A 13177-nucleotide genomic window follows, 5' to 3' on the forward strand; every position below is an offset into this window, starting at 1 on the left:
ATATTCGACTTAAAAGGATCGAGATCACTTGTATCTTTTTTATTAGCTTGATGCAACTGATCGATCTTGAGCGGTATACGAATCACGATCTGGAAAGCTAAACCAACCAGAGATTGTGTCTACCTGGGTAGCATTGCGATGTTAATTGAGCCGATGCTGCCAACCATTGACGTCCTAACACAGCGGTTGTGATTTAGAGTCCATCTCGCGATATTACGATTGATGCTAACGGGCCTCTCATCTGCCTTGTGTAACAGGTACGCCTGGAATAGTGATATTGGTTCTAGAAGTGCACCATTTCGTCTCATTTCGTCAGACGGGCTGCTGCGAGCTTCCGCACGTTAACATTGCGTTACTGCCGTTCAGTAGCAAGTTTAGGGGCTAACGATACCTCATTGGAGGTAGAGGAGATGTAGATGGCAGGCTGATTGCTTTCTTGGTGAGAAAAAATATTTCCCAGTGGGAAGTACCGCCAATCTCGCTGAGTCGACTTGTCAGACGTCGTCGACGTCGAAAGTAATCAATATAAGGAGTCCATCTATGCTCGATATTTCTGCATTCCGACGATCCAAAGTGCTGACCTTGATCTTGTTTGCCTCGTCCTCCGGTGCAGTACGAGCTTCGGAGGATGCACCGATGCTTAATAGCGGCGACACAGCTTTCGTTGTGACATGTTCATTAGTCGTTTTGCTGATGACCTTGCCAGGCTTGGCGCTTTTTTATGGCGGTTTGGCGCGTAGCAAGAATGTTCTCTCCGTTTTGATGCAGGTTTTTTCTGTCGCGTCATTGATGTCCGTGCTGTTCGCAATCTATGGCTATAGCCTGACGTTTACTTCCGGTGGGGAATGGCAGGCCTGGATCGGTGGATTCGACAAGCTGTTTCTGACGGGCGTTGGCCCGCAATCCCTGCAGGGCACTATCCCTGAACTGCTGTACTTTCTTTTTATGATGCTATTTGCCGCAATCACGCCGGCGATTATCGTCGGAGGAAGCGCAGAGCGAATGAAATTTTCAGCGGTATTAGTCTTCATGGCCATCTGGCTCACCATCAATTACATCCCCATGGCTCATATGGCATGGGGGGGAGGATGGGTTTTCGATCTTGGCGTTCAGGATTTCGCAGGCGGCAATGTGGTCCACGTCAATGTAGGGATTGCCTCCCTCGTGGGTGCCTACCTGCTCGGCCGACGCCGTGGTTTTGGAACTTCCGCTTTAGCACCGCACAACATGACTATGACCATGACGGGCGGCTCAATGCTATGGGTTGGCTGGTTGGGTTTCTGCGGAGGTTGCGCGCTGATGGCGAACGGTTTTGCGGTCTTGGTCATCGTCAATACCATGCTCGCCAGCGCCGCTGGAGCGCTAGGCTGGCTGTTTGCAGAGTGGCGGCATCGCGGCAAGCCGAGCATGCTAGGCGGAGTTTCCGGGGCCATCGCAGGGTTAGTGGCCGTCACACCAGCATGCGGTTTTGTCGGCCCGATGGGTGCCATTATGCTGGGCTTTATCGTCGCTCCGATTTGCCTGTGGGCCGTGGAGAAATTAAAGCCTCGCCTAGGACTGGATGATGCATTTGATGTTTTCGGCGTACACGGGGTCGGTGGAATCATTGGGGGGGTATTAACGCCTATATTTGCCCTAACCTCATTGGGCGGGCTAGGGTTCACAGGGGGGCGCAATTTGGTCGATCAGATGCTGGTCAATGGTGGCGTCCTGTTATTCAGCATCGCCTTTTCCGCTATTACCAGCTGGATCGCGTATAAGCTCGCCAGTCTTGTCTGTAGCGGCCTTAGAGTCGACGAAGAGCAAGAGATTGATGGCCTGGATTTGTCGTCCCATGGAGAAGTGGGTTACAAGCATTCGAACTGAAACAACGTTGAAAGGGGCTGGTAATTAGGCGCGGTTTTTGTCCCGATGTCGTAGCTGAACAAAACGCCCTCTGCAATCGCAGAGGGCGTTTTGTATTTGGGGCCAGCGTGACGTTTGTTGTTCGTCATCGGGTGGTCTTCGTCATGACAGTACCCATCGACCTTCATTTTTGAGGTGCGCCCAAGGCAGTTGATATTGCTTGGGTAGCGCTTAACAATTTCTCCAACAGGTGCTCTTGAGTCCCCGGTGTATCCATGACTGCATCCGGACCTGAGAGGTTCGCTGCCGCGATGATGTGACCGGTGTGGTCCTTGATCCCTGCCGCCAACGGGGTTGAGTAGTCAGATCGATGGACCACCCAGCCACGATGACGATCCCCTGCGAGCATGATTTGGAGCTCCGTCAGCGTGCGTGCTGAGGGCGCAGGGTAGTCGTCCAGGCGGACGTTCTGGTACAGCGAGTCTACCTCGGCTTCGTTCAGGCCCGAGAGGAGCACTCGCCCCATCGCTGTGCAATGGCAAGCGATGCGAGTTCCAATGGGGATGTTCACTGATAGTCGCTGCACGGCGAATGCCCGGTAAATGTAAAGACTCTCCGTCTGCTCCCTGATGCTCAGATGGCTAGGAAGCGAAGTGTGATCGCGTAACCGATTCAGGTGGGGCATGGCTACATCGACTAGGTCGCGGCTGGCCAGATAGCTGAAGCCTGCGCTGATAACACTGGCACCCAACTCGTAGTAGGCCCCCGATTTATTCAAGTAGCCCATCTCGGTCAAGGTGAACAGGATTCTGTAGCACGACGAGGGGGTAATGCCCAGTTGCCTGGCAATGTCATTAATTGAAAGGGAGCGGACATTGGCGTCGAACATGCTCAGGATACTCAAGCCGCGCTGAAGGGCGGGTACCATGTAATCTGCGGTTTCTTTATCCATTGATTCCAGCAAGATGCCCATATCGATGTCTCCGAAATGACATCGGCACCCGAAGGTGCCGAACGTGCAGAGCGTAACGTTAATCGTGTTAGTGCATTATCGTACTGAATGAAAGGGCTTTTCCGCCGTACTCTGCCATTGCGTCAAGCACCGCGTCGGCAAAATATTCTTTCGAGGCACGGTCACAGAGGATTTGGAAACAGGGAACGTTATCCAGCCCGACATTGATGATGATCACATTGATACGTGCAGCTGAAGTCTGTACCACATCACCCATTGTGAATGCCTGAGTTCTCAGGTCGACGCCGCACAGCTTGGCCATAATCTCGGCGATGTGAGCGCCGCTAAGCTGCAGCCACGCATGACTGTCATGACGAGGCAGCAGATAGTTGGCTTGATGATCCAACTCCCACCGCGCTTCCTCATCGGCGATGCGTTGTCCACGGTCCTGCAAACTTCCCAGGATTAAATATTCCGTCGCGGAAAGTCTAGCCACGTAGCTGCCATCTGTTTGGACCACCGCTTGATTTGGCCGCTCCGGTAGTTCAAAGCCACGATTTTGAAGATATTCTCTACTTTGCATACCGCGAAAACCTACCCGCGCAAGGTCAGAAAAATCGACCAAACCGCAGTGCTGCAAAACCGCCAGAGGGCTTTTCTCCATAAGATCTTCCGCTCGTAAGTTGTTCATCGCTATAGCTCCTGACGTTTATTATCGGGGTCAAAGAACGGCAACTTCACTACCGTGGCGTGTACCACCAAGCCGCCCTCCACGCGTATGGGAATCTGTTGCCCTGGCGCGCTTTGTGAGGCGTCCGCATAGGCCAGGCCGATGATGGTTCCCAGCGTTTGCGAGTATTCGCAGGACGTCACGCTACCGCTGATGTCAGGCCCATTGAGCACCAGATGACCCTCAAGCGGCTGTGGGCTGTTTTTAGGCAAATTAAAGCCGACTAATTTGCGTTTCATTGGCTGAGCTTCGAGGATGTCCACTGAACGACGGCCGACGAAAAAAGGTTTGGTGCGACTGACTGCCCAGCCCATGTCAATCTCTGCTGGATGAGTCATGCCGTCTGTGTCCTGACTAATGATTACATGACCTTTTTCAAGGCGCAGCAGACGTTGTGTTTCGACCCCGAATGGCCGGATATCGTATTCAACACCGGCCTGCATCAGAGCATCCCAGAGCGCCAAGGCGTGCCGTGAGGGGACGTGGATTTCGTAACCCAGTTCACCCACAAAACCGACACGTAGCAGGCGCGCCTTGATTCCCGCCACCGTTCCTGTACGGACGCCTAGGTAAGGGAAACCCTCTGCCGACATATCAAGATCGGTACAGAGTTTTTCCACCACTTTGCGCGAATCGGGTCCCGCGACATTAACAGCACTGATCGCAGCGGTGACATTGGCGATGTCGACATCCAATCGCCACTGCGCATTCCACTTGAGCATTTGCTGATAAATGCGATCGACACCGCTGGTGGTCGCCGTCACGTAGAAGTGGTTTTCAGCAAACCGGGCGCATACGCCATCGTCAATCACGACGCCATGTTCGTTGGTCATCAATGCATAACGCGACCGTCCAATCGGTTGCTTGAGAAACGCAAAGGTGTACATGCGATTCAGCAGTTCCGCCGCATCCGGCCCACGAATGTCCAGGCCTCCTAATGTCGATACGTCAATGATTCCGACCTTGTTTCGTACATGCAGCGCTTCGGCCTGCATGACTTTATCCCGCTCGGTTGTTTTGCCGTAGTACGCCGGCCGTTGCCAGATCCCGGCGGGCATCATCTTGGCGCCTGCATCCAAGTGGCGGCGATGCATCGGGGTCTGACGGTACGGATCAAAAGCACGACCTGCAACGTGAGCGAGTTTCTCGGCGACAAAGGGCGGCCGTGCGGTGGTCACGCCGGTTTCGCTGATGTTCCGGTTCGTCGACGCCGCTACCAGACGAGCCGTTGGCAGCGCGGAGTGACGGCCTTGAGACGGCCCCATACCGACCGTGGAGTATCGCTTCACCAGTTGTATATCGCGGTAGCCGATCTTCGTGGTGTTAACGATGTCCCGCACTTGCAGGTCTTCATCAAAATCAACGAAGTCTTTGCCTTTTGGATGAGGGAAGATTGGCCAGTCGAAATTGACTTTTGCTTCAGGGCGAAAGACTGATCGGTCTTCGCTCGTCGCGAGCCCTAGCGAAGTTACGATATCGGCAGCACAATTGGCGCCGTCCGCGAGTACATTGTCCAGTGCGTGGCGACCGTTCACCGAGCCGCAGAAACTCAGATTTTTTGGCTGCCCGCTGAGGGTGAATTCAGCCAATTGATCGTCATAGCTTAACTTGCCTCCTGCCTGACAGAGCAGTTGGTACACAGGCATATAGCCTGCCGACATGCACAGCAGGTCGCAGTCTATTTGCTCGCTGGCGGTTGCGACTTGCCCCTGACCAGTTATTTTGCGCAGTTCGACACCGCTGATGTGACGCATGCCTTTTTCATGCAGCGCCTCGTAGACCGTCGTGGCGACCTTCAGCGCGATTGAGCGCCGGGTCAAGGCATTCAGCAAGTCCCGGTTGTCTGGCCCGTTACGCATATCAACGACGGCAGCGACGCTAACCCCTTGGTCATGAAGGTCGAGCGCCGCGAGATAGCCATCGTCATTGCCCGTTAGAACCACAGCGCGTTTGCCGGGTTTGACCGCGTAGAGCTTCATCAGTCGCAGGGCGGCACTGCTGAGCATAATTCCTGGTAAATCGTTGTTGCGAAAGATCACCGGCTGATCGAACGAACCGCTGGCGATCAGGCATTGGGTTGCACGTACCTTGAACATCCGCTTGCCTTGGATAACAGGCAGGTAGTTGTCGGTGAACCATGCGTTGCAAGTGGCTTCTTTGAGGATCCGGATATTGGCATGGCTTTCGACTGCGCTGACGAGCGCTTGACGCAGGGTGCTGGCACGTACGCCTTCGATGTCGAAACGGGCATAGGTGAGAGAACCGCCTAATAGCGGTTGCTGCTCTATCAAAAGAACCTTGGCGCCCGCGTTTGCGGCGGTCAGTGCGGCTTGCAGACCGGCCGGCCCGGCACCGATCACTGCCAGATCTGTGAACAGATAAGCCTTGTCGTAATACTCGGGCCGGAACTCAAGATCCAGCACGCCCAGCCCCGCCTTCTTGCGAATGATCGGCTCCCACACTTTCCACATGCCCTTGGGCTTGTAGAAGGAGCGATAGTAAAAGCCCACCGGCATGAACTTTGAGAATTTGCCCAGATAGGCGTCCTTGTCATTGTTCAAAGAGCCGTTGAAGTTTTGTCCCGTGACGGTGAGGCCTTCCTCTAATGCATAGGCATCTGCCAACACATTAGGCTCATGGGGAAGTTGAACCAGGCTATTCGCATCCTGGCCAGCCATAGTCAGCACTCCGCGTGGGCGGTGGTACTTGAACGAGCGGGAAATCAGGAAGCGACCGTTAGCGATAAGCGCACTGGCGATACTGTCGCCCTGGAAGCCTTGATAGGCCACGCCGTCGAAGTTGAAATTGAGCGGTTTCTCGCGATCGATCAGCAGGCCCATGGGAGCAGGTAAGCGGCTCATCCTATTAACTCCTTGGTGGGTGTGGCAAATTCGATGCGAGCGGTGAACAGTTCCTTTGGATCAAAGGTGCGCAGGATCTCGTCGCTGCCGGTGTGACGTTCGGCGAGGAACCAGTAACTCGATGGTGTGTGCATCCACCATTCGCGAACCACACCCAGGGCGTCATCGCTGTTGAAAACGTAGTCGGCCCACTCGGCGTCGGTACAGGTCGCCGGGTTTGGCATGTTTTTGAACTCGCCGCCGTAGGTGAATTCGCTGATATTTCGCGGCCCGTTGAGCGGGCATATCATCACTTTCATGTTCCGCTCTCCTTAATGGCTGGCTGCCGTGGCGCCCATCTCGTTAACTTGCTGGAAGGTCGAAAAGCGCTCCAGACCAAAAGGTTGGATCAAGTCGGGGACCTGGCCGCCACTGGCTACGAGTTCGGCCATGGTTTTGCCGCAGATCGGAGTGGCCTTGAAGCCCCAGGTTCCCCAGCCAGCATCCAGGTAGTAGTTCTTTACGGGTGACAGTCCCATGATTGGACTGTAATCCGGAGTCATGTCGGTGATCCCGGCCCACTGGCGCATCAGTTTGGCGTTGGCCAGAAATGGGAACATCTCGATGGCATGAGCCAGCAGGCTTTCTTTGAGGTCCAGAGTGGAGCGGGTGTTGAAGAGAGGGTAGGGGTCGGAGCCGCCACCAAACACCACTTCGCCTCGGCTAGTCTGCTGCACATAACAGTGCAAGGCCGATGAGCTCACCAGCGGATCCAGGAAGGGTTTGAACGGTTGTGTCACCATCGCTTGCAGCGGGAAGGTTTGAATGGGCGAGCGTATGCCGGCTTTTTTCATGAGCTGTGAACTCATGCCCGCGACAGCCTGCACTACGCACCCGCATTTGATCGTTCCGCGGTTGGTTTTGACGGCCGTGATGGTGCCGTTTTCAATGACCAGATCTTGTACTTCAGTGAGCTGATGGATTTCCACGCCACGTTTTGCAGCTTGTTTGGCGTAGCCCCAGGCCACGGCATCATGGCGTGCGGTGGCGCCATCCAAGTGCCATAGACCTGCCAATACAGGAATGTGGCCTGGGTCCAGATTAAGCGAGGGTACGAGTTCGCGAATCTGTTGGCGGTCGATGAGTTCGGAGCGGCCACCGTGATGTTTGTTCACTTCCGCCCGTTGGCGAAATGAGCGCACGGTAGCATCGGTATGTGCCAAGGTGAGCTGGCCACGTTGTGAGTACATGATGTTGAAGTCGAATTCATTCGACAGCCCTTCAAACATCCGCACTGACTCCGCGTAAAACTTTACGCCATCACTGGTGAGGTAGTTGGAGCGAATCACTGCCGTATTTCGGGCGGTATTGCCACCGCCCAGATAGGACTTTTCCAACACCGCAATATTTGTAATGCCGTGGTATTTGGATAAGTAGTAAGCCGTCGCTAGCCCATGGCCCCCACCGCCAATAATGACCACATCGTAGGAGGACTTGAGCTCTTTAGGGGCGGGAAGATCAACTTCGACCGGATATTCCGAGCTCAGCCCATATTTCAGGAGATTGAAAGGCATGCTGCCTCCGAAGGCTGTTGAGCCTTGAATTGCTGCCGGGCAGCAATCACGGTGTTTTTCATGAGGAAAGCGATGGTCATGGGGCCTACGCCGCCAGGAACTGGCGTTACAGCCGACACCAAGGACAGAACATCATCGGTGTCTACGTCGCCGACAAGTCGACTGCGATCACCGTCCTGAATACGATTGATTCCAACATCGATCACGACGGCGCCGGGTTTTAGCCAACTGGCGTCGATCATCCGCGGACGACCTACCGCCGCGATCACAATATCGGCCTGGCGTGCGATGTCTTGGGGATTGCGACTGCGCGAGTGCAACACTGTCACCGTGCAATCGGCTTGCAACAGCAAGGCGGCCATGGGTTTGCCTACGATGTTGGAGCGACCCACTACGACCGCGTGTTTGCCGCGCAAATCACCCAACGTTTCATGCAGTAGGTACATGCAGCCGGTGGGAGTGCATGGCGTCAAGACATCACGTCCTTGACTCAGGCCACCCACGTTTTCGCTGTGAAAACCATCGACATCTTTGCGTGGGTCGATGGCCTGGAGTGCTCGTGTCTCTTCGATGTGTTTGGGCAGAGGCAATTGGAGCAGAATTCCGTGTACAGCAGGGTCGGAGTTAAGGGCATGAATCAAATTCAAGACCTTGGCTTCACTGGTGTCGGCAGACAATTTGTGTTCGATCGACAAAATTCCGGACTCTTCGGCGCGAAGCACTTTATTGCGCACGTAGACTTGGCTTGCCGGGTCTTCACCTACAAGAATTACAGCCAGGCAGGGGTTGATACCGTCGATGACCAAGTCTGCGACTTCTTTTTTTACCTGTGCCAGTACGCGGCCGGCGGCCGCTTTGCCATCAATCAATTTATGCGCATTCATCGGAAGATCACCGTGCGGTCGTTATTGAGAAAAACGCGGTGTTGCAGGTGATACTTCACGGCCTTGGACAGTGCTACGGTCTCCGTATCCCGGCCAATGGCAACAAGATCATCAGGTAAATAGGCATGATCGACTCGTTGTACTTCTTGCTCAATAATCGGGCCTTCGTCCAGATCGCTGGTCACATAATGAGCCGTCGCCCCGATGAGTTTTACACCGCGTTCATAAGCCTGATGGTATGGCTTGGCCCCTTTGAAACCAGGCAAAAACGAGTGGTGAATGTTGATTGCCCGACCCGATAATTGTTTGCACAAATCGTTGGACAGAATTTGCATATAGCGGGCGAGAACCACCAGGTCTGTCTGGGTTTCGTCGACGATTTTCATCAGCTCCGCTTCTTGTTTGGCCTTGGTATCCTTGGTAACCGGCAAGTAAATGAAACGAATGCCTTCACGTTCGGCCATTGGACGAAGATCGAGGTGGTTGGAAACCACTGCGGTAATATTCATGTCCATTTCGCCCTTACTGTGGCGATAAAGCAGGTCGCTCAAGCAATGATCGAATTTGCTGACCATTAACAACACCCGCATCGGTTTGCTCTTATCGAACAGGTCCCAAGACATGTTGAATTTGCTCGCAACGTCGGTGAATCCTGCCCTGATCTGTTCTAGGTCTGCGCCTGGATGGTCCACGTTGAAGCGGAAAACCGCGCGCATAAAGAAGGTGTTATTGATCTCGTCGTCGAACTGCGACATTTCACCTATGTAGCAGTGACTGTCTGCGAGATAAGACGTCACGGCAGCCACAATCCCTGAAGTCGCCGGGCAACTGACCTTCAGAATGTAGGTATTTGTATCGTTCATGGTGGATCCTCGGGAGGTGACGGGCAGGTCATCACCGGGAAATTTATGGGTGGAAAAGTTTTTTACGGACAAATAAAAATTCTCACAGGGAATAATATATTCCTGTGGTGCTTTTATAGGTGAACGATGGGAGGGGTGTCTAGCGTTTTGTGAAAATTAATTTCCTGCCAGGAAAGAGGTTTCGTCTCAGACGAGCCTCTTGGCAAGGTGGGGACGTAGGTGGACGGGAGTTTTACTCACCCGTCGCTGTGTAGTTCACGATGGACAATAGTCGGATCGGCACCTGCACCAGTAACTCAGGGCCGTGTGGGATCTCGCCGTCGAAGGTCAAGCTGTCACCGGCTTTCATTCTATAGACCTGATTACCGTGGCGGTAATGCAGCTCTCCCTCCAGCAAATGCAGAAACTCAGTGCCGGAATGGGCAAAGGTTGGAAACTCCTCACTTGCGTCATCCATTGTGACCATATAGGCCTCAAAGCTCTTGTTCGGTCCACGAGTGTGGTTGAGCAAATGATAAGTGTGGCCTTTCTCGGTTCCGCGACGCACCACCTCAAGACCTTCATCGCGTTTTACCAGCAATGCATTGCTGCCCTGTTGGTCATACTGACTGAAGAGTTTGGACATTGGCATGCCCAAGACATCGCAGAGCCGACTGAGCGTATCCAGGCTCGTTGAGACCTGAGCATTCTCTATCTTGCTCACCATCCCTTGGCTAATTCCAGCAATACGGGCGACATCTGACAGTTTCAGATCTTGAGCTTGGCGTTGACGCTTTATCTGCAGTCCCAAGTATTGCTCAAGCTTGAGCCGAGGTTGGAGTTCGACTGCTTCGTTCATGCTTGCACCCTTTGCTCGCGTTGGTCATTTGATCGCACTAAAAGTGCGCATCAATACAAAATTGGAGTCGCTGCATCCGTCAATTTATTCGTGCAGGGAAATAAATTTTCCCATATGTCGTAGCAGATGTCCTCTTTTTATACCTCCTTTGGGGTAGGTGGCAAGAGTTGGCAGTCGGTTTGCATTCCCGCTGGGAAAGAAAATTTCCTTGTGGGAATTTTGGCGATGCAGTACAACGCTCCGGCATCAGGCTCATCACACATGTGCCGATCGGCAGCAACTGCCCTCGCTGCATAGACCACAGCCACTGATGTTGCCTTCACCAGGAGTCAGATCCATGTTGCCACTTGAAACCCAACGTTTGATTGAAGAGCACGGCATTAAGTATGTGCTGGCTCAGTTCGTGGACATTCATGGTGCCGCCAAGACTAAGTCGGTGCCTATTTGTGGATTGGAAACTGTAGCTGAAGCCGGTGCAGGGTTTGCCGGTTTTGCTATCAGCGGGATGGGTATGCAGCCCAATGGTCCGGACTTCATGGCTAAGGCCGACCTCTCGACCCTGACTCCGGTACCTTGGCAGCCAGGTTACGGCCGAGTGGTTTGTATCGGTCACGTGGATGGCAAACCTCACCCCTTTGATAGTCGTTATGTTCTGCAGCAACAGGTGAGTCGTTTGCAAGATAAGGGCTGGACGTTAAACACAGGACTGGAGCCTGAGTTCAATCTGATGCGCCGTGATGAAAGCGGAAAGCTTCAATTGATCGATCCCAGCGATAACCTGGACAAACCCTGCTACGACTACAAAGGGCTGTCACGTTCACGAGCTTTCCTGGAGCGCCTGACTGAAGCCTTGCAGCCCGTTGGCTTCGAGATATATCAGATCGATCACGAAGACGCCAACGGCCAATTCGAGATCAACTATACGTACAGCGACGCCATGGAGTCGGCAGACCGCTTCACGTTCTTCCGCATGGCTGCCGGAGAGATTGCGAACGATATGGGGATGATCTGCTCGTTCATGCCCAAGCCAGATCCCAAACGTGCCGGTAACGGGATGCACTTCCATCTCTCGATCAGCAGTGCCGAAAGCAAAAACCTGTTCTTCGATGCCAGTGACAAGAACGGCATGGGTTTATCCAAACTCGCTTACCACTTTGCCGCAGGGCTGTTGGCCCATGGGCCAGCGTTGTGTGCCTTTGCCGCGTCGACGGTTAATTCCTACAAACGTCTGGTCGTCGGTAATTCTCTTTCAGGTGCTACATGGGCGCCCGCTTTTATCGCATTTGGTGCCAACAACCGATCGGCCATGGTTCGCGTTCCCTACGGTCGGTTGGAGTTCCGTCTGCCAGACGCCGGTTGCAATCCCTACCTGGTCAGCGCCGCAATCATCGCGGCTGGTCTTGACGGCATCGACCGTCAACTTGAGCCAGATCAAATCTGCAATGAAAACCTGTACAGCCTAAGTCTTGAAGAAATCGCCGGCCGAGGCATCAAGACATTGCCTCAGTCGCTTAAAGAAGCATGCGATGCACTTGAAGCCGATCCTTTGTTTGCAGAAGTGATGGGCAAAGACATCGTTGGCGAGTTTATCAAGCTCAAGCGCATGGAGTGGGTGGAGTACAGCCGCCATGTCTCTGACTGGGAAATCCAGCGATACACAGAATTCTTCTAATCAACTTCGTTTAGAGCGTCCAGGCATCGGGCCGGGCGCTCACTGCCTCCCAGGGAGACTCGATATGTGTGGAATTGTAGGTCTTTATCTAAAGAACCCGAAGCTGGAATCCCAACTCGGAAAGCTGTTTGAACCCATGTTGCAAGCCATGACGGATCGTGGTCCAGACAGTGCCGGCTTCGCAATCTATGGTGATGAAGTTGCCGACGGCTGGGTCAAGCTTACCCTGCAGGCGACAACTGAAGGGTTCGACTGGAAAACCCTTATGGGCGAACTGGAAGGGCGTTTGGGTTGTTCACTTGACTGGTTCCAGAACGCCAGTGCGGCGGTACTGAAAATTCAAATTGAAGAGGCATCCGTTCGATTAGCCCTTGCTGATCTGGCGCCGAGTGTTCGCATTATGAGTGCCGGCCAGAGTATCGAAATTCTCAAGGGCATGGGTCTGCCGCAGGAAATTTCCCAGCGTTTCGGCTTAGCCGGCATGAAGGGTAGCCACATCATTGGTCACACCCGCATGGCCACCGAAAGTGCGGTGACCATGGAAGGCAGTCACCCATTTTCCACCGGTGCCGACCTGTGCCTGGTGCACAACGGTTCACTGTCGAATCACTTCCGCCTGCGACAGGAACTCAAGCGCGCCGGCATCCATTTTGAGACTGACAACGACACCGAAGTGGCGGCCGGTTACTTGACCTGGCGCCTGCAACAGGGCGATTCGCTGAAAGAAGCGTTGGACCACTCGCTGGAGGATCTGGACGGGTTTTTCACCTTCGCCATCGGCACCCGGAACGGTTTTGCGGTAATCCGCGACCCTATCGCCTGCAAGCCCGCGATTCTCGCGGAGACCGACGACTATGTCGCAATGGCTTCCGAATATCAGGCGCTGTCGAGCCTGCCCGGAATCGAAAACGCCAGGGTCTGGGAGCCGGCACCGGCGACTATGTACATCTGGGAACGCGAGTCAGCTTAAGGAACGCAC

At 53.9% G+C, this 13177-nt stretch carries 11 protein-coding genes; 3 read left to right on the plus strand and 8 right to left on the minus strand.

Annotated features, from left to right (window positions below; genetic code table 11):
- Window positions 1–540 precede the first annotated feature (540 nt).
- Window positions 541–1866 (plus strand): ammonium transporter, encoded by a 1326-nt coding sequence (locus tag ACEN2T_RS10765; RefSeq protein WP_442116711.1) that lies wholly within the window; start codon window positions 541–543, stop codon window positions 1864–1866.
- Window positions 1867–2029: 163 nt separating this feature from the next.
- Here the strand turns inward: ACEN2T_RS10765 and ACEN2T_RS10770 are convergent, their stop codons facing one another.
- From ACEN2T_RS10770 to ACEN2T_RS10805, 8 genes are all read right to left on the minus strand, one after another.
- Window positions 2030–2818 (minus strand): IclR family transcriptional regulator, encoded by a 789-nt coding sequence (locus ACEN2T_RS10770; protein WP_442116712.1) that lies wholly within the window; start codon window positions 2816–2818, stop codon window positions 2030–2032.
- A gap of 67 nt (window positions 2819–2885) precedes the next feature.
- On the minus strand, window positions 2886–3488 hold the full coding sequence (locus ACEN2T_RS10775; RefSeq protein ID WP_442116713.1) for a sarcosine oxidase subunit gamma: 603 nt from the start codon (window positions 3486–3488) through the stop codon (window positions 2886–2888).
- 2 nt (window positions 3489–3490) lie between these two features.
- Window positions 3491–6388, minus strand: coding sequence for a 2Fe-2S iron-sulfur cluster-binding protein (locus tag ACEN2T_RS10780; RefSeq protein WP_442116714.1), 2898 nt, complete (start codon window positions 6386–6388; stop codon window positions 3491–3493).
- Window positions 6385–6687, minus strand: a complete 303-nt coding sequence (locus tag ACEN2T_RS10785; protein ID WP_183701953.1) for a sarcosine oxidase subunit delta — start codon at window positions 6685–6687, stop codon at window positions 6385–6387. The genes ACEN2T_RS10780 and ACEN2T_RS10785 overlap by 4 nt, the downstream gene beginning before the upstream one ends.
- A 12-nt stretch (window positions 6688–6699) precedes the next feature.
- Window positions 6700–7941 carry an FAD-dependent oxidoreductase gene (locus ACEN2T_RS10790; protein ID WP_442116715.1) on the minus strand — a complete coding sequence of 414 codons (1242 nt, stop codon included), beginning with the start codon at window positions 7939–7941 and terminating at the stop codon, window positions 6700–6702.
- Window positions 7923–8825 carry a bifunctional methylenetetrahydrofolate dehydrogenase/methenyltetrahydrofolate cyclohydrolase FolD gene (folD, locus tag ACEN2T_RS10795; RefSeq protein WP_442116716.1) on the minus strand — a complete coding sequence of 301 codons (903 nt, stop codon included), beginning with the start codon at window positions 8823–8825 and terminating at the stop codon, window positions 7923–7925. Before folD ends, ACEN2T_RS10790 begins: the two co-directional genes overlap by 19 nt.
- Entirely contained in the window at window positions 8822–9688 is an 867-nt protein-coding gene (purU, locus tag ACEN2T_RS10800) for a formyltetrahydrofolate deformylase (protein WP_183701942.1), read from the minus strand. Before purU ends, folD begins: the two co-directional genes overlap by 4 nt.
- 232 nt (window positions 9689–9920) lie before the next feature.
- Window positions 9921–10526, minus strand: coding sequence for a helix-turn-helix domain-containing protein (locus ACEN2T_RS10805; protein ID WP_442116717.1), 606 nt, complete (start codon window positions 10524–10526; stop codon window positions 9921–9923).
- Window positions 10527–10863: 337 nt separating this feature from the next.
- Between ACEN2T_RS10805 and glnT the strand changes: the two genes are divergently transcribed.
- Window positions 10864–12198: a type III glutamate--ammonia ligase gene (gene glnT / locus ACEN2T_RS10810; RefSeq protein WP_442116718.1), complete on the plus strand. Its 1335-nt coding sequence runs from the start codon at window positions 10864–10866 to the stop codon at window positions 12196–12198.
- A 64-nt stretch (window positions 12199–12262) separates the two neighbouring features.
- On the plus strand, window positions 12263–13168 hold the full coding sequence (locus tag ACEN2T_RS10815) for a class II glutamine amidotransferase (RefSeq protein ID WP_183701935.1): 906 nt from the start codon (window positions 12263–12265) through the stop codon (window positions 13166–13168).
- Window positions 13169–13177: the final 9 nt, after the last annotated feature.

This window comes from Pseudomonas sp. W22_MBD1_FP4 (assembly GCF_052113765.1).
GTDB classification, from domain to species: domain Bacteria; phylum Pseudomonadota; class Gammaproteobacteria; order Pseudomonadales; family Pseudomonadaceae; genus Aquipseudomonas; species Aquipseudomonas sivasensis.